At 50.3% G+C, this 17,916-nt stretch carries 18 protein-coding genes; 5 read left to right on the top strand and 13 right to left on the bottom strand.

The window, feature by feature from the left end; all coding sequences use genetic code 11:
• Window positions 1-68: 68 nt before the first annotated feature.
• Window positions 69-1,715, bottom strand: a complete 1,647-nt coding sequence (locus P40081_RS08830) for a type 2 periplasmic-binding domain-containing protein (RefSeq protein ID WP_042134841.1) — start codon at window positions 1,713-1,715, stop codon at window positions 69-71.
• A gap of 453 nt (window positions 1,716-2,168) precedes the next feature.
• Here P40081_RS08830 and P40081_RS08825 point away from each other — a divergent pair, with 453 nt between their 5' ends.
• The 3 genes from P40081_RS08825 (at window position 2,169) to P40081_RS08815 (ending at window position 5,026) form a co-directional block, all read left to right on the top strand.
• Window positions 2,169-3,023 carry an AraC family transcriptional regulator gene (locus P40081_RS08825; RefSeq protein WP_042134839.1) on the top strand — a complete coding sequence of 285 codons (855 nt, stop codon included), beginning with the start codon at window positions 2,169-2,171 and terminating at the stop codon, window positions 3,021-3,023.
• A 142-nt stretch (window positions 3,024-3,165) separates the two neighbouring features.
• Window positions 3,166-3,762 carry an RNA polymerase sigma factor gene (locus tag P40081_RS08820; RefSeq protein ID WP_042134836.1) on the top strand — a complete coding sequence of 199 codons (597 nt, stop codon included), beginning with the start codon at window positions 3,166-3,168 and terminating at the stop codon, window positions 3,760-3,762.
• Window positions 3,701-5,026 (top strand): DUF4179 domain-containing protein, encoded by a 1,326-nt coding sequence (locus P40081_RS08815; RefSeq protein ID WP_042134834.1) that lies wholly within the window; start codon window positions 3,701-3,703, stop codon window positions 5,024-5,026. The genes P40081_RS08820 and P40081_RS08815 overlap by 62 nt, the downstream gene beginning before the upstream one ends.
• A 737-nt stretch (window positions 5,027-5,763) precedes the next feature.
• Here P40081_RS08815 and P40081_RS08810 read toward each other — a convergent pair.
• The 5 genes from P40081_RS08810 to arfA form a co-directional block, all read right to left on the bottom strand.
• Window positions 5,764-6,726: a glycoside hydrolase family 43 protein gene (locus tag P40081_RS08810; protein WP_042134833.1), complete on the bottom strand. Its 963-nt coding sequence runs from the start codon at window positions 6,724-6,726 to the stop codon at window positions 5,764-5,766.
• A gap of 65 nt (window positions 6,727-6,791) precedes the next feature.
• Entirely contained in the window at window positions 6,792-7,625 is an 834-nt protein-coding gene (locus P40081_RS08805) for a carbohydrate ABC transporter permease (protein ID WP_042134832.1), read from the bottom strand.
• 1 nt (window position 7,626) lies between these two features.
• Window positions 7,627-8,520, bottom strand: a complete 894-nt coding sequence (locus tag P40081_RS08800; RefSeq protein ID WP_039310521.1) for a carbohydrate ABC transporter permease — start codon at window positions 8,518-8,520, stop codon at window positions 7,627-7,629.
• Between the two features lie 193 nt (window positions 8,521-8,713).
• Window positions 8,714-10,045 carry an ABC transporter substrate-binding protein gene (locus tag P40081_RS08795; RefSeq protein WP_042134829.1) on the bottom strand — a complete coding sequence of 444 codons (1,332 nt, stop codon included), beginning with the start codon at window positions 10,043-10,045 and terminating at the stop codon, window positions 8,714-8,716.
• 64 nt (window positions 10,046-10,109) lie between these two features.
• A complete protein-coding gene (gene arfA, locus P40081_RS08790) occupies window positions 10,110-11,633 on the bottom strand; it encodes an arabinosylfuranosidase ArfA (RefSeq protein ID WP_042134827.1) in 1,524 nt (507 codons plus the stop codon).
• A 365-nt stretch (window positions 11,634-11,998) separates the two neighbouring features.
• On the opposite strand from arfA, the gene P40081_RS08785 reads away from it, so the two are divergent.
• Both P40081_RS08785 and P40081_RS08780 read left to right on the top strand, forming a co-directional pair.
• Window positions 11,999-12,958, top strand: coding sequence for an ArsR/SmtB family transcription factor (locus P40081_RS08785; RefSeq protein ID WP_042134824.1), 960 nt, complete (start codon window positions 11,999-12,001; stop codon window positions 12,956-12,958).
• A gap of 161 nt (window positions 12,959-13,119) precedes the next feature.
• A complete protein-coding gene (locus P40081_RS08780) occupies window positions 13,120-13,278 on the top strand; it encodes a hypothetical protein (RefSeq protein ID WP_019912516.1) in 159 nt (52 codons plus the stop codon).
• Between the two features lie 121 nt (window positions 13,279-13,399).
• Here the strand turns inward: P40081_RS08780 and P40081_RS08775 are convergent, their stop codons facing one another.
• The 7 genes from P40081_RS08775 to aroE all read right to left on the bottom strand — a co-directional run bounded on the left by P40081_RS08775 (window position 13,400) and on the right by aroE (window position 17,911).
• Complete coding sequence (locus P40081_RS08775; RefSeq protein ID WP_042134823.1) at window positions 13,400-14,170, bottom strand: class I SAM-dependent DNA methyltransferase; 771 nt, start codon at window positions 14,168-14,170, stop codon at window positions 13,400-13,402.
• A gap of 22 nt (window positions 14,171-14,192) precedes the next feature.
• The gene (locus P40081_RS08770) at window positions 14,193-15,110 is read right to left on the bottom strand and encodes a CvfB family protein (RefSeq protein WP_042134821.1); all 918 of its coding nucleotides are present in this window, start codon (window positions 15,108-15,110) and stop codon (window positions 14,193-14,195) included.
• Window positions 15,107-15,454, bottom strand: a complete 348-nt coding sequence (gene rsfS, locus P40081_RS08765) for a ribosome silencing factor (RefSeq protein ID WP_039308297.1) — start codon at window positions 15,452-15,454, stop codon at window positions 15,107-15,109. The genes P40081_RS08770 and rsfS overlap by 4 nt, the downstream gene beginning before the upstream one ends.
• Window positions 15,451-16,029 (bottom strand): bis(5'-nucleosyl)-tetraphosphatase (symmetrical) YqeK, encoded by a 579-nt coding sequence (yqeK, locus tag P40081_RS08760; RefSeq protein WP_042134819.1) that lies wholly within the window; start codon window positions 16,027-16,029, stop codon window positions 15,451-15,453. Before yqeK ends, rsfS begins: the two co-directional genes overlap by 4 nt.
• Window positions 16,001-16,603, bottom strand: a complete 603-nt coding sequence (locus P40081_RS08755) for a nicotinate-nucleotide adenylyltransferase (RefSeq protein WP_042134817.1) — start codon at window positions 16,601-16,603, stop codon at window positions 16,001-16,003. Before P40081_RS08755 ends, yqeK begins: the two co-directional genes overlap by 29 nt.
• 80 nt (window positions 16,604-16,683) lie before the next feature.
• A complete protein-coding gene (yhbY, locus tag P40081_RS08750) occupies window positions 16,684-16,977 on the bottom strand; it encodes a ribosome assembly RNA-binding protein YhbY (RefSeq protein WP_036697934.1) in 294 nt (97 codons plus the stop codon).
• 37 nt (window positions 16,978-17,014) lie between these two features.
• Window positions 17,015-17,911 (bottom strand): shikimate dehydrogenase, encoded by an 897-nt coding sequence (gene aroE, locus P40081_RS08745; RefSeq protein WP_042134814.1) that lies wholly within the window; start codon window positions 17,909-17,911, stop codon window positions 17,015-17,017.
• Window positions 17,912-17,916: the final 5 nt, after the last annotated feature.

Below are 17,916 nucleotides of genomic sequence, written 5' to 3'. Positions count from 1 at the left end.
CCAGATTGTCCGCTGACGCTTCTTCCGGTCCCGGATTCTCTTATAGCACTTACGGTGCTTATCTGCGCTTACTGATTCTTTTTGTAATCGTCATAATATTTCTGGATGATCTCAATATTCTTGTCCACACCGGTCTTCCCGATATTCTTCACATAGTCATCCCACTCGGCATCAATGCCGCCCTTGGTAATCCATTGCGACCATTTCGACAGGGCGAGTGACATCATACCGGTGTTATTCAAGCTCATCGTGTTGTTATCCGCCGCGCTGTACTTGATGAACATGCTCGGCAGCACATCCGTATCCTTATTGATCCCGTCCAGCGCTGCTTTGAGCGGCTCGGTCTGGCTGCCGACAGACTGCATATCCGTACCCAGCGTCAGCTTAAGGGAATCGGCAATATACATAGCTCCGTTATCCGCCCAGGAGGAGGTCCATTTCCAGGTACCAGGGTCCATCGCGGCATCCGCAGGAGGCAGAATACTGTAGCTGCCGTCTCCGTTGTCACCGATATTCGTTCCGAGGGAGCCGAATAGCACCTGCATACTTACAGTAGGATCATACAATTCATTGATGAACTTCATGGCCGCTTCCTTGTGTTTGGATTGGGCGGACATCTGTACTGCATTCACCCCATAGTTCAGGGAGTTGTAATCATAGCTCCAGGAAATCTTGCTGGTTGAATCAGCCGATACTTTGAGCGGGGACATCGAGGCATACTGCGGAGCCAGCGTATTACCGACTCTGTCCGTGACCTCCCAGCCCCAGGTGAAGCCGACGGCTGCTGTCTCACCGTTGCCGCGGGCAACGGACTGGTATTTGGTATAGTCCTGGGTGAACACTTCAGGATTGATCAGTCCGGCGCTGAAGCATTTGTTCAGGAACGCGACCAGTGTTTTGTAGCGCTCATCCGTGAAGAAGTTCTTCACCTTGCCGTCTTCGACGAAATAACCCAGTCCGCTGTTATCCGTCAGCGTGATCCCTTCGCTGCCCATCAGCACGGTCGGCATAAAGGCTCCGAACGCCACAGTTCCTGTAGGGGCAAAATCCATCGGAATTTCGTCATTCTTATCGCCGTTTCCGTTGGCATCCTCATCCTTGAATGCTTTCAGCACATCGAACAGCTCATCCCAGTTCGTAGGCATCTGCAGGCCGAGATTGTCGAGCCACTTCTGGTTGATGAACTGGCGTGTTGTGGTTTCCGGCCAGAATCTCTGGTATTTGGGCAGGCCGTAGATTTTGCCGTCCAGCTGTGTGGCAATCACTTTGGTCTCCGGTTTGGCATCGAACATCGCCTGCACGTTAGGGCCGTAATCCTTGATCAGTCCGGTCATATCCTCGAAGAGGCCCGGGAACTGCGAGAAGTCGGCATCCGTAATGGAATTCACGCCTACAATCAGGTCAGGAATATCGCCGCTGGCAAGCAGTGTGCCCTTCTTCTGATCCCAGTCCGCCGTTACCTCCTGCCACTCAATTTCAACGCCGGCGCGTTCCTCGGCCTCCTGCAGCCATTGCATTTTGGAGAATTCCTGGGTCAGCGGATGTTTGGTCATAATTGCTGTAAGCTTCACCTTCTTGCCCGTATCTCCGCCACCGGCAGCATCTGTATTTGTATTTGTATTTGTATTTGTATTTGTATTGTTGCCGCCGGAGCATCCCGATAACGCCGCCGCACCGAGTATAAGCGCGAGCATACCCGTTAGTAACTTCTTCATTTTGTATCCTCCCTTTTTCTGTCCGCCTCTATGGTCAAGCAAGATATATTTCAACATTTGTTAAAATTAACCGAAACCGCTTCTGTTTTTCCGGATTTTTCCTCACACATTTCTGATCCAATTTGTTTCCGGCTTTTTGCCCGCACAAAAATGTATACGCTTACATAAGACTCTAAAAAAATATGCCCTCGCCATTTGTAGCGCAAATGCCATATTTCACAAGCTTTTTGCCTCATCTCCTTTGTTTGAATATGGGTTAAGTTTGTCTGTTTGTCTTATCTACAGCTTACCCTTATTTCAAATTCGGATAAATAGTTTAATGTTCGAATATGTGTAAAAAGGTTAGTCATTACCTAAACTTTTTATTTGGGAAGCGCTTTACTTCATGCCGGGATTAAGGAATAATAAAGGTTAGAAGAAGTGTACTAAAGTCAGAAAAAAGGGGACATGCAAATGACTGCCTTCGAGCTGATTGTGGATAAGCCAGTGAATCTGGAGATTACCGGCAAGTTTGTCGCCCCCTCTGCAGAATGGGTCCATCTGAGCAGGATTTTGCAGGATTATGAGCTTATCGTTATGACCGAAGGGGTGCTCTACCTGGCCGGTGACAACCAGCAATTCGTGGTCTCCAAAGGGGAATATCTGCTCCTCCCTCCGCTCACCAAGCAATACGGGTACAAACCCTCTGAATGCAGTTTCTACTGGCTGCACTTTCATTCCACCAGCGGAATTCAGGTTACCGATCTCTCCCCGCGCACCTATGACAAGGAAGATAACCGGATTCTATTGCCCCAGTACGGAACCCTCCGGAGCCTGGAGAAAATCATCGTAATGATGAAGCAGCTGCAGGATTCGGTGCGGGGCTACAATCAGACTACACTCAACAACTACATGGCTACTGTGATTCTATGCGAGCTGTACAACCAGACCTGCAATGCCGATGCTGACCCGCTCAAAAAGACGAAGCAGGAGCAGCTCTATAACGATATTGTGGACTACATCAAGTGGAGCCGCAGTGAACACATCAAGGTATCGCAAATCGCCGCCTACTTCGGCTACAATGAGAAATATCTCTCCCATCTGTTCACCGTGATCTCCGGGATCTCCCTGAAGCAATATATTCTGCAGCAGAAGATGGAGCTGGCGAAATTCCTGCTGGCCGACACCAACCAGAATGTCAGTGAAGTCTCGCTGCAGCTCGGCTATAAGGATTGCCATAATTTCATGAAATCGTTCAAAAAGATCGTCGGCCTCACCCCCACCGACTTCCGCAACGCTTATGCCAAACGTCTGCTGTTCTACGAATGAATTAAGAAAGCTCATCATACTAATTCCTCCGCGGCTTCCCAGGGGCTACTCATTCCCCCGAGAACAGGCTGTGGAGATTTTTTTTGTGCATGATGAACTTTTAGAACCTCTGCGGACTCTTATCTATGAAAGAGGTGAGAACATGAATGTAAGCCGTCTTGTGAGACAAGCCCAGCGGGGTAACAAAGAAGCCTTATTACAATTAATTTTAGCTGAACAGGACGCTTATTACAGGCTTGCCTACAGCTATATGGGCAATGAGCACGATGCCATGGATGTCATGGAAGATATGATTGTTACGCTTTACGAGAAGCTGGAGCAGTTGAACAATAGGGAGGCCTTCTACAGCTGGAGCAAAACGATACTCGTGAACCGCTGCAAGACCGTCCTCCGCAAGCAGGAGCGTTATCTTCCTCTGGACGGTGAAGACGACCTGGAGCCTTCACTTGCCGCATGGACTGCAGATAACCCCTACCGCTATACGGAGTCTGAGATGGACATGTCGGCGCTGCTTGCTCACCTGAACCCGCGGCAGCGGGAAGCGATTGAACTCCGCTATGTTCATGATCTTCCCTATCAGACAATTGCCGATATGACCGATTCACCGGTCGGTACAATCAAGTCAAGAATCTCGCAGGGCATACAGAAACTAAAAGCCATGATCGGAGGTGACCGTTATGAGAACGATCGAGGAGAGATTACAGGAGCATCAGCAGACCATGACCCCATCAGAACTTGAGGGCAGACTTCGAACAGCGCTTGAGCGTGTTCCTGTGAAGACAAGAACCCGGAGTAGAGTGAGAACCTGGGTTGCCTCAGCAGCTGCAGCCTTTATTCTGACGGTGGGCATCTATCAATATCCTGCATTTGCTTATTACGGCGGGAAGCTGTTTAGTAAAAGCGAACTGGATACCATGGCCTTCACTGAATTGGCGGATCACGGATACGGTCAAAGCGTCCATAAAAGCAAAACGTTAGATGACGGAACGGTTATTACCATTAACGGGGTAATTGCGGACGACAACGCCCTGACGATGTATTACAGCATTGATCCGGCTTCAGGCAGTGTATATACTGGCGACTTCCCTGCCGGCAACTATTCTCTCCGTTACGGAGTAGATAAACTGGAAGGGTTCCTGACGGATTCAGATCCCCTGGGGGGGAGCGGCGGCAGCAGCAAAGACGGTACCCGTTTCGAGGGAGTATACAAATTTGAGCCGGCCAGCCCCTTCTCCAGAACATTGACCGTTACATTCAGCGAGTGGCTGGAGAATGGAACAGTGGCACACTATCCTGTCTCCTTCAAATTTGAAGCGAACCAAGCCATGAAAAGCCTGCTCACAGCGGATATATCCCAAGCTGTTCCGGTTGATCAGGGAACTGTCCACTATGATTCTATTACAGCTTCTCCGACCTCAACCCTTGTGAAGGGGCATTATGAACTGGAAGATGGGGAGACTCCGAGATTCTCGGCTGTAACCAAGCTCTATGTGAATGGGATTGAAGTGAATTACTGGTCCATGCGTTCGGCACGTTCCGGCAAAACGGGACTCACGGATTTTGAAATCGAATACGATGTGCTCCCGACAGACAAGCTGCAAAGCGTTGAACTGGTACTCGATAATTTCACCGGATATGAGCAAATAGAACAGCCTGTCTCCCTGGCCGCACCCTCTGACCGCTCCATTCTGCTTGGCGAGGAGAAGCTCTGGATCCGCAGTGTTACCCGGACCGGTACCGGCTATGATATCGTGATCGCCGGGAAGCAGTTCACCTTCCTCGACACAGAGACTTTAGCTGTTCAAGCCGGAGGAACCACAGTTCCCGTTGCTTCTATATCCCAGTCCCGTCCGTGGGACTTGAAGAACGGCAACATCCTGTGGGAACGGACCTATTCGTTCAATACGGAGGATGCGCCGCAGTTCCTGCTGCTGGATGGATACCACTACATTAAGACTTATAACAAGACCATTACAGTTCCTATAGATGGCAAGAAACATTAGAAATACACTATTGTCTCCGAAGTGCCGCGCCGGGCAGCAGGAGTGGAGTGAGCTTCCTATGTTCGGTGTTCGGTGTTCGGTGTTCAATCCACAATTCGCGGCACAGAGCTTCACCTAGGCATAAATGTTGTACGTTTTACAACTTGGCCCCCTGTATATCCGGATGTTTGGGAGGAATGTTGTACGAAATACAAGAATTATCCGGCTAAACCGTCTGGCGGAGAAGAAATGCTGTATTTCATACAACAATCTTGGATTAGGACCAATATCCTGAGGAAAATGTTGTATTTTGTGCATGATCTCGCATGAATTCAATAGACCACTCAGAGCACTCACACAAACGTCAGGTTATCAAGAATATCTTAAGAGTAGCTACTCTCACCGATAGTTGTATTCCGTACACTTAAAAGACGGCCCCTAAGCAAATTCGGCCTCTTAATTGTATTCTGTACAACTAAAAGTATAGAAAAGTGCTCCTATGCGGCACAAAGGTCAATATAGTTGCAGAGAATACAACTATAATACTTACCGCGCAATAACTGGTGACTTTAGTTGTACTAAATACAGTTATAACCCATCAACTAAAAGCAAGACGCAAAAAATCCCGCTCCCCTATCAGGGTTGCGGGATTTTTGTGTCTACATAAGCTGAACTTAAGTTCACTCTATATAGCAGAAACTTTCTGCATCCGCAGGCCCGTCATCTGCCATTGCGGCTCCGGGACGGGAACCGGTCCGTTACTTCCCGCCGTCCTTCACAGGCACGCCGAAATCCGGCGTGCCGTCTTCATTCCAATGCAGGCGCTGGGCCCGGGTGTGGCGGTTCGGATCGTACAGCGGGTCTCCGGTAATCTCTTTATAGTTGCGGGCATGGTAGATCAGCACATCCTCACCGTTCTCATCCACTGTGAAGCTGTTATGCCCCGGGCCGTATTGCCCATTCTCCTCACTGGTCTTGAAGACCGGCTCAGGATGTTTGGTCCAGGAGGCCGCGTCCAGCAGATCGCTGTCCTCATCCGCCGTGAGCAGGCCCATGCAGTAATTGTAGTCAGTGGCGCTCGCGGAGAAGCTCATGAAGATCTTGCCGTTGCGCTTCAGCACTGCTGCGCCTTCATTCACCCGGAAGCCAATAATCTCCCACGGATACTCCGGCGTGGCGATCATGGTCTGCGGACCTGTTAACGTCCAGCCGTTCGCCATGGCCGAGATATACAGGTTGGAATTCCCCTCGATATCGGGGTCTTTTTGCGCCCATACATAGTACCGCACTCCCTTGTGCTCGAACGAAGTGGCATCCAGGGCGAAGGATTCCCAGGCAGTCTTCATCTGGCCTTTCTCTACCCATTCCCCTTCCAGCGGGTTCGCCGAAGCATTCTCCAGCACGAACATGCGGTGGTCGAACAGCCCTTCCTTCGTTTCGGTGGTCCGGGCGGCAGCGAAATAAATATACCATTTGCCGTCAATGTAATGAATTTCGGGAGCCCAGATATTGGCACTGAGCGGACCACTCTCATATTTGCGCCAGGCTACGACTGGTACCGCTTCTCTCAGCCCTTCAATTGTTGCAGCTCTGCGTACTTCAATCCGGTCATACTCCGGTACGGAAGCCGTGAAATAGTAATAGCCGTCTGTATGTTTGTACACCCAAGGGTCCGCCCTCTGCTCTACAAGCGGATTACTGTACTCTCTATTTGTGCTCATCATGGTTTCTCCTTTAATCTGATCTTTTTATCTAAGAATTCATCTAAGAACATTACAGGCAAGCCTTACCCTTTCACCGCTCCTGCGGTCATCCCGTCGATGAAATACTTTTGGAAGGCCAGGAATAAGGCCAGAATGGGAAGAATGGAGAAAAAAGAGCCGACAATAAGTAAATCATAATTGTTGCCATATGGAGTCAGGAGTGTCTTGAGTCCGATAGGCAGGGTATATTTGTGCTCACTGCTAAGCACCATGAACGGCCAGAGGAAGTTGTTCCAGCTGTTCATACCGTTCAGGATCGCCATTGCGGCGAATGAAGGCTTCATAATAGGCAGAATCAGGCGCAAATAAATCCCGTATTCACTGGCCCCGTCCACTCTGCCGGCAGCAATGATTTCCTTCGGAATTCCGCTTAAATATTGTCTGAAGAAGAAGATCGTCGCTGCACCGGCTATCCCCGGCAGAATAATTGCAGAGTAGCTGTTCATCAGCCCCATATTATTGGTCAAGGTATACAGAGGCAGCAGCAGAATCTCAAATGGAACCATCATGATAAGAAGCACACATATAAAAAGGAAGTTCTTCCCTCTGAATTCATATGCCGAGAAACCATAAGCCACTGTGGCACTTACCAGCAAGGTCAACGTTACCTGCACCAGCGTAAGCACCACCGAATTGAAGAACCATGTAAAGTAGGCATGATCGCCTGTAAACAGGTACACGAAGTTATCGAAATTCATTACCGAAAGGTCGAACTTCAGATTCAGCCCATATCGGATCAAATCTTCACCAGGCTTAAAGGAGGCAATCGTTACTGCATAGAACGGTATCAGGATCAGGATGCATACTACCGTAAAGAAGGCAAAGAGGACGATTTTGATTGCAGTTTCTTTTTTCATCTTAATCCTCCTTCTTAAACATGCCGCTAAAGGCCAGTTGTGTCAGGTTGATCACCATGGTAATCAAGAGCAGCACAATACCCACCGCAGCCGCATATCCAAGATTGTTCTTTTCAATTCCCTGGCGGTACAGATACCCGACAATGGTAAGGCCTATATTCTTCGGGGAATTATTGCCGTTCCATAACATCATGCTCTCAATAAACATGGCCAGACCGGCGTAAATACTGATCGTCAGTACATATATGGTTGTAGGCTTCAACAAAGGCATGGTGATTCTTGTGAATTTCTGAAAAGCTGACGCTCCGTCAATCGATGCCGCTTCATAATAATCATCCGGAATGTTCTTCAGGCCGGACAGAAAATACAGCATATTGACCCCCATCCATCTCCAGCTGGCCAAGGCGACCAGGGCGATAAATCCCGTGACCTGCCCCTTCAGAAATTTAACCGGCTCTACACCGAATACGCCCAGAAGGCTGTTGATCAATGAGCCCTCCATTTCACCGAACATTAATCTGAAGATCGTACCGGCTACAACCACCGAGGTCAGTGCCGGAAAGAAGAAGGAGGATTTGAAGAATTCCCGTCCCCACATAAATTTATTGTTGATCAGGACCGCGAACAGCATTGGAAAAGGAATGAGAATAAGCAGTGTCAGGATCATATATACGCCGCTGTTGCGGACGGCCTTGAAGAAGATCGTGTCGCTCATCAGCTTAGTATAATTATCGATTCCTACCCACTGCGCCTCCTGGCCTAGTGTTACCTTTTGAAAACTCATACCGAACGAGCTAAGCAGGGGATATACCCAAAAAATGAGGAACACCAGCACAAAGGGCAGCACGAACACGTAAGGAGCGACCTTTTGCGAGTACAGAAAGTTTTTAAACATTGCTCTACTCCTTTCATGGTGGAACTTGGATAGTGCTTTAGTTCAAGTGGAAACGGCTTTGCTGTCCTCATAAGGACGGTATCGTTTCAGCGAGAAATAGAAGGATAAATTAAGGTGTGAAACATATAAATTCTTATATTTTTAAATAGAGCTACTCTGCCCGCAGAGTAGCTCTCCCAGTTTAACTATCCGGTTATTTCAACTCTTGTTCAATTTGTGCCTGTGCGTCATCGAGCGCCTTCTGTACATCCTTGCCGTCCTCGAAGATTTCATTTAGGGTAACTGTGCAAAGAACATTATTGATGGTCGGTGAAGCCGATGTGGATTTGATCAGCTGGATTTCGTCTTTAATTTCATTTAATACATCGAACGGGTTGTTGACAAAATACTTCACAAACTGATTCTCAGGATTATGAGTCACGTCTTTCATATCCCATACGCTCATGTTGATCGGGTCAAAGCCGAGAGTGTTCCAGATTTCGATATTGGCATCCAGGGAAAGCTTCGCATAAGCAATGAAGTCTTTAGCCAGCTGCACATCTTTGGCTGTTTTGGTTACGACAGTACCGGTTCCGCCGCCGCCATACGATCTTGGCATTCCTTTCTCAAACACCGGAAGCGGAGCAATGGCAATCTTGCCCTGCAAGTCCGCCATGTAGTTCGTGTATCTCGACATTTGCCATAGCGGCATGAAGGCTGCTGCATAGTTACCGGAGTTGTATTCACCATAAGCTTCTTCTGTATCCGGCTGCCCTCCGGCGATGGTGGAGATTACATTGTTGTCCTGCAGATCCTTGAGCATAGTAAGGGCTTTCACCAGCTCCGGTGAATTCACCTTTGGATTGCCGGCTTCATCAGTGAGGTCAGAGCCTTGCTGTGCCAAAAGGAGCGATTCTTGCCAGATAGCGCTTGTGTCAGCGGTACCCATGTATTTGCCGGTTTTTTCGTACACTTGCATGCCGGCTTTCTTGAAATCATCCCAGGTTACGATCGTCTTGTAATCGACTCCTGCCTGTTCGAGAATTTCTGTGTTATAAAAGGCAACGGTTGCCCCTACGTGAGTAGACAGGCCGTAGATATTACCTTCTTTGCTGTACAAATCCAGCTGGGATTGCACAACTGTACCCTTGAAAGGCTCAGCTACATCATTAAGCGGTTCCAGCTGTGGTGTTCCGGCCAGGAAGTCAGGAAATTTACCCAATTCAATATCGGCAATATCCGGTGCGCCTACGCCCGTCTGCACGGCAATCGATAACTTGTTGTGCATATCGTCATAAGGCATTACTGTAACATTCAGCTTGATCTGACGATCAGGATTGGCCGCATTCCATTTCTCTAGCATTTTCTCAAAATGCTGGCCGTGTAATTCAACGAATGTCCAGTAGGAGAGTTCAGTCGCACTCTCGCCGGCACCGGCATTAAGTACCGAACTTTCTCCGCCCTCTTCCTTCGATGACCCTCCACAACCCGCCAGGAATACTACCATAGCCACTACCATTAATGCGAGAAACCCCTTCTTCTTCATCCTTAAACCTCCCTTATTTGTGTACAAAATATCAGTTATATAAGAACTGCTCTTACAGTCCGGCTCACAAGCCTGCGCTTTTCTTCAGCCGGATTACGTTCCACGAAGCTTTGGAGAGAAGTGTGTCTACGTAACCATCCTTGCATACGGTACCGGCAGCCTGCACCGGCTGTACCTTCTGTTCTGCGGGCGTATTCACAGCTTTCAGGTCATCATGCTTCAGAACGATATGCTCAAGCAGGGTATACCCCTCGAAGCCCCGGATATCGGCCTTCAGGTGCAGGCCTTCCTCCAAATGACGGTTCACCGCAAAAATAGTCAGCTCCCCCTGCTCCGCATTATGTACAATCGCGCTGTCCAGGTAAGGAACATCAGTGTAATCCTGTGCATCGTACTTCGGTGAATTCACAATCGGCTGAAGCGAAACACCGCGTCCATATTTGGAAGCATGCAGATAAGGATAGAAGATGGTCTGCTTCCAGGCAGCACCGCCTGCTTCCGTCATTATTGGTGCAATTACATTGACAAGCTGGGCCAGACAAGCCATCTTCACCCGGTCTGCATGTCTCAGGAACGTAATCAGCATGCTGCCGACCAGCAGGGCATCCTCGAAGTTGTAGTGATCTTCAAGCTGCGGCGGACCGATGGTCCAGGGATCAATCTTCGTATCTGATTCGTTCGAGTGGTACCATACATTCCATTCATCGAAGCTGAGATACATCGTCTTCTTGCTGCGTTTCTTCGCCTTGATATAGTCACAGGTGGCTGTGACCGTCTTGATGAAATGCTCCAGGTCCATGCTGCGTGCCAGGAAGTTCGCCGAATCGTTATCACGGTTTCCGTAATATTGATGCAGTGAAACATAATCGGCTACGTCGTAGGTATGATCCAGAGTAACCGCTTCCCATTCAGGGAAGGTCGGCATCGCCGAGCTTGAGCTTCCGCAGGAGACAAGCTCAATGTCCGGGTCTACCAGGCGCATCGCCTTTCCTGTCTCATAAGCCAGCCGCCCATATTCCACAGCCGTCTTCTGACCGATCTGCCAGGGTCCGTCCATTTCATTGCCCAGACACCAGGTCTTGATCTTATGGGCCTGCTCTACTCCGTGGCTTCTCCGCAGATCACTCCAGTACGTTCCTCCGGGATGATTGCAATATTCCAGCAGGTTACGTGCTGCATCTACTCCGCGTGTTCCGAGATTGACTGCCATCATGACCTCTGAACCCGCTTCTCTGGCCCAGTTCATGAATTCATTGGTACCTACCTCATTAGGCTCAACCGTCCTCCAGGCCAGTTCAAGACGTCTGGGACGCTGTTCTACCGGACCTACACCATCCTCCCAATTGTAACCGGATACAAAATTTCCTCCGGGATATCGGATAATTGGCACATCCAGTTCCTTCACCAGTGATTTCACATCGGCTCTGAAGCCGGAAGCGCCTGAAGTGGGATGTCCGGGCTCGTATATTCCGCCGTAGACCGCCCGCCCCAGATGTTCTATGAATGAGCCGTAGATCCGCTTATCCACTTCAGCAATTACAAAGGATTTATCTACAATCAGCGTTGCCTTTAATGCACCAGAAGTCATATCATCACCAACCGTTTCATATAATAGTGAAATAATTAGAAAATATTTGAATGTATTCGCTTACAGGTATAAAATAACATATATAAAGACCTCTGTAAACATAAAAGTATAAATCTATTTATATATATACAAACGAAAATCAATAAATGGCGCGTTTTCTGAAACATAACCTCGTTTTTTGTAATAAAACCGCTTAATTCATTTGAATAAATATAAAGTAAAGGTATATTTCAAATCATATTTAGCTGATTTTTAATTATAAACTACAAATAAAGGAAGAAATCTTTCCTTTTTAACTCAAATGGTTTATAATTTTATAAAATAGTTTGTTCTAAACGACCTCACTGGAAGAAGGTATCCTAAATATGATTTACATTAAAGATCTGATGAGCGGGATTGATATTTTCAAGGCGCTCAGCTCCGAGATCCGGATTCAGATTCTCGAGCTGCTGGCCACCAACCAGGCGCTGAACCTGAATGAAATTGCCAAGAAGCTTAAACTCAGCAATGGTGCAATTACGATGCATATCAAGAAGCTGGAGGAGAGCGGCCTGATCGAGATCAACACCTCGGTAGGCAAGCATGGTATCCAGAAGGTCTGCTATCTGAATAAGGATAAGCTGATGGTGGATCTGCGCAGCAAGGATGTCGACAATCTGTACGAGGTCGAAATCCAGGTTGGCCATTACAGCAATTATCAGGCGGTCCCTACCTGCGGACTGGCCACCAAAGACAGCATTATCGGTGACTTCGACGAGCCGCGTTATTTCGCCGATCCCCAGCGGATTGATTCCGAGATTATCTGGATGGCCGAAGGGTTCCTGGAATACCGGATTCCGAACTATCTCAAAGCCAACCAGACCTTCCGTGAGATTCAATTCTCCATGGAGATTGGCTCTGAGGCTCCCGGATTCAACGACAACTATCCTTCAGACCTGTACTTCTATGTGAATGGAATCGAAATCGGTTTCTGGACCAGCCCCGGCGACTTCGGAGATGCCCGCGGTACCTTCAATCCCGACTGGTGGCCGCCTCATCTTAACCAGTACGGCATGCTGAAGCTGATCCGGATCAACAATGAAGGAAGCTTCATTGACGGCTGCCGCATCTCGGACATCACCCTTGACGATATCAAGCTGGATTACAAAAGCGAGCTGACCTTCCGCATTGCCGTCACCGACAAGCCGGTCAACAAACGCGGCTTGACCATTTACGGCAAGCATTTCGGCAATTACAGCCAGGATCTGCTGGCACGTGTGCTCTATAATGTGCATGAGGTGGACGATCCCTCCCGCCCTGTGACAACGGCGGGGGCCATAGACTGACTGGCTTTGCAATCAGCAAGACTATCCTCCCGGGCGGTGGATGGTCTTTTTTTCATAACAAATGCAGTTTCCCGGCCGGGTAAGGAACTCCCCGTATAATTGTCCCCTCCGTAACCCACACTAACGAATGTCTTTCAAACTACCGTGAGGGAGTGTTTCGAATGCGTGAAGGGTTGATACCCGCCGTTCTTGGAACCGTAGTAACTGCTTCCAGCGCAGCTTTTTTAGGCAGCAGATATAAAATGGCTGCAACAGGCATTCTTGGATTTGGTCTGGCGCATATTGTACTCGGCACCATCGATTTGTTCGAACACAGGTAAGCACATTGGAAGATGCCGGCCCGCACGATGCTGCGGGCCGGTTCCTTTTATCACAATATACGGAAACAACCAAAAAAGGCCCCCACCCTCCTACGGGTAAGGACCACTGTATACATAACGTTTATTTCACAGCTACATAAAACAGCCGCTGGGCGGAATCGTCAGCTTCGATCCACTCGAAGTCCGCATAGATCTTAACGTCCTTGAATCCGGCCTTCAGCAGCTCCTGCTTCATCCAGTCCGGATCATAGGCGCGCTGGGTATGCGTCTCTTCAAAACGCCGGTACACATCCTGGCGGCCCTCTTCACGGGCGAAGATAGACAGGTGATGCTCAATCTCACGGCGCGGCACATCGAGCTCACAGGTCCAGATATACGATACGTTCGGCTCATCCTGCACGAAGGGCTGTTCTTCCTCGTAGCGCGTCAGCGTATTCGGATGATGTACATCGAACAGGAAGGTTCCACCCGGCTTAAGTCCGGCATAGGTACAGGCAAATACGTCCTTGACATCCTGTTCCTCCAGTACGTAATTGAGGCAATCGCAGAAGGAAATAACCGAATCCACAGGCTCCGGCATCTCCCATTCCTTCATATTCTGTCTAACCCAGCGTACACTGCCTTCCCGCAAAAAGCGCCGCCCCTGCGGCTGCTGCTCCAGCTTGCGCTGCGCCACAGCCAGCATGTCCGAAGAGAGATCAATCCCCGTCATATGATAACCTGCCGCGGCCAGCGGAATGGTCAGGCTGCCGGTACCGCAGCCGAGTTCGGCTACTGTACGCGGCTTGCCGTATTTACTCCATGCTGTCTCTGCGAAGGTCAGCCAATCCGGATACGGCATATCCGCCATCAGCTCATCGTATACATAAGCAAATTTCCCATAGGAAGACACTGCGTACACCGCTTTCTATAAACTATTGGTTGTCAGATTCAGGCTCCGAATCGGCCTCTTCCTTGCCGGCCAGATAGGTCCAGTTCTCTTTCTGGGTAACCAGCCCTTCCTTCATCAGCTTGCCCAGCGCACGCTTGAAGGCTGACTTGCTGATGCCGAAGCGCTGCTTGATAATATCCGGAGGCGTTGCATCCGAATACGGCATGCCGCCGCCCGGACGGGTAGCCAGGAAATCCAGCAGTGCCGCTGAATCCACATCACGGCCCACTTCCTTGCGGTGGCCCATGCTGAGGTTGACGCGGCCATCCTCACGGATATGCGCTACCCGTGCTTCAATCACTTCACCCAGACGCAAGAGCCGGCTGCGCTCAGAGGAATGAACCATACCAATGATGCCGAAGCCGAGTACACCAGCATCTACAAGCACAAAGGTCCCCATCTGCAGAGGTTTGTATACCCGCGCAGTTACAGTCTGGCCCTGCCATGATTCAGGTGCGGGCAGTGCCAGCGGCGCCAGCTCCTGCTCTCCGGCCAGCTTGGCCCGAAGACGCCCCTGCTTGTCATGCTCCATAATGGCGAATACCTTGTCACCGATCTGCGGACGCAGCTCCACCAGCTCCGGAAGCTCGCCGATCGGCAGCAGCAGCTGTCGTCCAAGCCCCATCTCCAGGAAGCAGCCCAGACGCGGATGAATATCGGCCACTTCAAGCAGCGCCATTTCACCCAGCGTCAGGTAAGGCGTCTTCATTGTAGCTGCAGGACGGTCCTCGGTATCGAAGAAGATGAACACTTCAACCTTGTCACCGATCTTCGGCTTGCTGCCGACCAGCTCGGTGTAGTGAAGCATGATATCCTGGTCACCGGCGCTCAGGAAGTACCCGTAAGGGGATACCTCCCGCATCACTTCAAGCGTAACCGTAGTTCCAGCTATCAGACTCATACCGTTTCCACAACCTTGGCATCAGACCACAGACGCTCGATGTTGTAATATTCGCGTTCATCGCGGTGGAAGACATGGACGATAACATCCCCAAGATCCATCAGTACCCAGCGGGCTGCGTCCATACCTTCGATGCCTTTGATCATTCCTCCGGCTTCATGAACTACCTTGCGAACCTCAGTAGCAATCGCTTGCACCTGGGTATCCGAATTACCGTGGCAGATAATGAAATAATCACTGATCGGTGACACGCTGCGCAGGTCCAGTGCCACCACGTTCATTGCTTTTTTGTCCTGAACGGCGTTTAGCGCCAGCTCCAGAAGTTTGTTTGATTGTACACTCATATTTTATCCTCCAGTATTCTTACTAAATCGTTGCGCGCCAGCACCGTAAGCGGGAACACGATCCGGCGCTTCTCCAGCAGCAGGCTGATGGTAGAATCCAGTCCCGCTACCAGCCCTTCCTCCAGGCTGACCTTAGCCAGCCTGCGTATCTCATCCACACCGGGGAAATCCCGTCCAGGCTCAATATAATCGGCCAGACAGACGATTTTTTCCAGCAGGCTCATGTTCTCCCGTCCCGAGGTGTGGTAGCGGATGGCATCCAGTACCTCAATATCCGTAATTCCATAATCATGCTCAGCGGCAAAAGCGCCCACCTCAGCATGCCATAGCTGCTTGTCGTATTTCAAAAGCTCGGTGGATAACCCGTTCTGTTCAATGATCTCCCGCATCCGCTCTACAGGCCAGTACTTGGCGACATCATGCAGAATTGCCGCTGTCTCGGCCCGTTCAGGATCAGCGCCATAACGCTGCGCCAGCTTCACAGAGGATTCCATTACGCCGAGTGTATGCTTCCAGCGTTTGTCCGGCATCTGGTCAGAGACCGCTTCAATCAGCGCTTCGCGGCTGTACCCCATACAATCCACTCCTTTGAACATAATCAAACACAGCGTCCGGCACCATATAGCGGATGGATTTCCCTTCGGCAGCCCGGGCTCTGAGCATTGTGGAGGAGAGGTCCACCAGCGGCATATCCGCCAGCACTACCCGCTCCGCAATGAAACCGGGCAGCAGCCCAAGATCAAGCGGAGTCCCGGGACGCCCGACACCGATGAAGGTCAACCTCTGCACCAGTTCCTCAATCCCCTGCCATTTGGGCAAATACTGAACCATATCCGCTCCGACAATGAAAAAGAACTCATGCTGCGGATACTCCTCCTGCAGGCTGATCACCGTTTCCAGGGTATAGGACACTCCGCCTCTGACCACTTCCCAGTCGAGAATGCCAAAAGCAGGATGGTCCTTAACCGCTTCCTGCACCATAGACAGCCTGTCCTCGCCGCTTGCTCCGGCCTCATGCTTATGAGGCGGAATATGCGAAGGCATAAACCAGACCTCCTGCAGACCGTAGCTCTCCCGCGCGGTTTCCGCGGCCATCATATGGCCGATATGCAGAGGATCGAAGGTTCCTCCCATTATTCCTACTTTCAAGAGGTTACCTCCCCCTATTATCCGATGAACTTCATCCGGCTGCAACTCTCGCACAGGTGCGGGAGCTGCGGCATCAATCCTTAGCGGGGAAGCTCAATCGTTTTGTTATCACGTGATTCCTTGTACAGAACGATCGTCTTGCCGATTACCTGAACAAGCTCCGAACCGGACTGCTCGGCAAGCGCGGCACCAATTTCCTTAGGATCATCGGCATTGTTGTTCAGCACACTGATCTTCATCAGCTCGCGTTTCTCAATAGCTTCTTCAATGTGACGGATCAGATGATCGTTGACGCCGCCTTTGCCGACCTGGAATACAGCATCCAGATGATGGGCCAAAGAGCGGAGATAGCGTTTTTGTTTACCAGTTAACATAAATGAACAAACTCCTTAATTAACATATATTATTACCTTACCTCGCCGAAATCATTTCCCCGGCACTCCCGCCGAGGCAATCCACAATAGTCTGCCGCATGATATCTACGGGTGCTGCGAGTCCTGTCCAGTACTCCAGCGCATAAGCACCCTGGTAGACGAACATTCCCAGCCCTCCGTGAATGATGCAGCCCCGCTGCAGGCTCTCCGTAAGCAGCCGGGTGTGCAGCGGATTGTATATCAGATCGCTTACGATCATTCCTTCATGAAGCCAAGCCGGATCTATCGGCATCTCCTCCATGTGGGGGTACATGCCTACTGAGGTCGTATTGATCACAATATCCATGCTGCCAATGACGGAAGGAACGGCTTCCATGCCGGCTCCGGCTACGTTTCCTCTATTCCGGAAGCCATCTGCCAGCTGATGGGCCCGCTCCTCATTACGGTTGGCGATGAGGATAGACGCCGGACGCTCCTGCAGCAGTGCCGAGACAATGCCTCTGGCTGCCCCGCCGGCTCCAATCACCAGAATACGGGTGCCTGCGAGTTCGGGTGCAGCCTCCGCCTTGAGCGAACGGACATATCCGATTCCATCCGTATTGAAGCCGGTCAGCACACCGTTGTCGTTAACAATCGTGTTGACCGCACCGACATCCACCGCGCTGGCATCCAGCTTATCCAGATAGTCCATCACCGCAACCTTGTGCGGAATGGTTACATTCACCCCGCGGAAGCCGAGGGTCTTGACCGCCTGCACGGCATCCCCCAGCTTGTCCGGAGTGATATGCAGCGGCACATAAGCGCCGGAGAGTCCAAGCGCCTTCAGCGCCGCACCGTGCATCAGCGGAGATTTGGACTGGGCAATCGGGTCGCCCATTACGCCCAGCAGAAGCTCCGGGTTTCCATCCTTACCATTCAGGCCTGTCTCAGCCATAGTAT

The sequence above is a fragment of the Paenibacillus sp. FSL P4-0081 genome, from assembly GCF_000758565.1.
GTDB classification, from domain to species: Bacteria; Bacillota; Bacilli; order Paenibacillales; family Paenibacillaceae; genus Paenibacillus_AQ; species Paenibacillus_AQ phytohabitans.
The sequence above is the reverse complement of the archived record's forward strand: the minus strand, read 5'-3'. Positions and strand labels throughout refer to the sequence as shown.

Excerpts from the sequence above, each read along its gene's own strand:
- P40081_RS08830 (WP_042134841.1), bottom strand. The coding sequence starts at position 1,715 with ATGAAGAAGTTACTAACGGGTATGCTCGCGCTTATACTCGGTGCGGCG.
- P40081_RS08825 (WP_042134839.1), top strand. The coding sequence starts at position 2,169 with ATGACTGCCTTCGAGCTGATTGTGGATAAGCCAGTGAATCTGGAGATT.
- P40081_RS08820 (WP_042134836.1), top strand. The coding sequence starts at position 3,166 with ATGAATGTAAGCCGTCTTGTGAGACAAGCCCAGCGGGGTAACAAAGAA.
- P40081_RS08815 (WP_042134834.1), top strand. The coding sequence starts at position 3,701 with ATGAGAACGATCGAGGAGAGATTACAGGAGCATCAGCAGACCATGACC.
- P40081_RS08810 (WP_042134833.1), bottom strand. The coding sequence starts at position 6,726 with ATGAGCACAAATAGAGAGTACAGTAATCCGCTTGTAGAGCAGAGGGCG.
- P40081_RS08805 (WP_042134832.1), bottom strand. The coding sequence starts at position 7,625 with ATGAAAAAAGAAACTGCAATCAAAATCGTCCTCTTTGCCTTCTTTACG.
- P40081_RS08800 (WP_039310521.1), bottom strand. The coding sequence starts at position 8,520 with ATGTTTAAAAACTTTCTGTACTCGCAAAAGGTCGCTCCTTACGTGTTC.
- P40081_RS08795 (WP_042134829.1), bottom strand. The coding sequence starts at position 10,045 with ATGAAGAAGAAGGGGTTTCTCGCATTAATGGTAGTGGCTATGGTAGTA.
- arfA (WP_042134827.1), bottom strand. The coding sequence starts at position 11,633 with ATGACTTCTGGTGCATTAAAGGCAACGCTGATTGTAGATAAATCCTTT.
- P40081_RS08785 (WP_042134824.1), top strand. The coding sequence starts at position 11,999 with ATGATTTACATTAAAGATCTGATGAGCGGGATTGATATTTTCAAGGCG.
- P40081_RS08780 (WP_019912516.1), top strand. The coding sequence starts at position 13,120 with ATGCGTGAAGGGTTGATACCCGCCGTTCTTGGAACCGTAGTAACTGCT.
- P40081_RS08770 (WP_042134821.1), bottom strand. The coding sequence starts at position 15,110 with ATGAGTCTGATAGCTGGAACTACGGTTACGCTTGAAGTGATGCGGGAG.
- rsfS (WP_039308297.1), bottom strand. The coding sequence starts at position 15,454 with ATGAGTGTACAATCAAACAAACTTCTGGAGCTGGCGCTAAACGCCGTT.
- yqeK (WP_042134819.1), bottom strand. The coding sequence starts at position 16,029 with ATGGGGTACAGCCGCGAAGCGCTGATTGAAGCGGTCTCTGACCAGATG.
- yhbY (WP_036697934.1), bottom strand. The coding sequence starts at position 16,977 with ATGTTAACTGGTAAACAAAAACGCTATCTCCGCTCTTTGGCCCATCAT.
- aroE (WP_042134814.1), bottom strand. The coding sequence starts at position 17,911 with ATGGCTGAGACAGGCCTGAATGGTAAGGATGGAAACCCGGAGCTTCTG.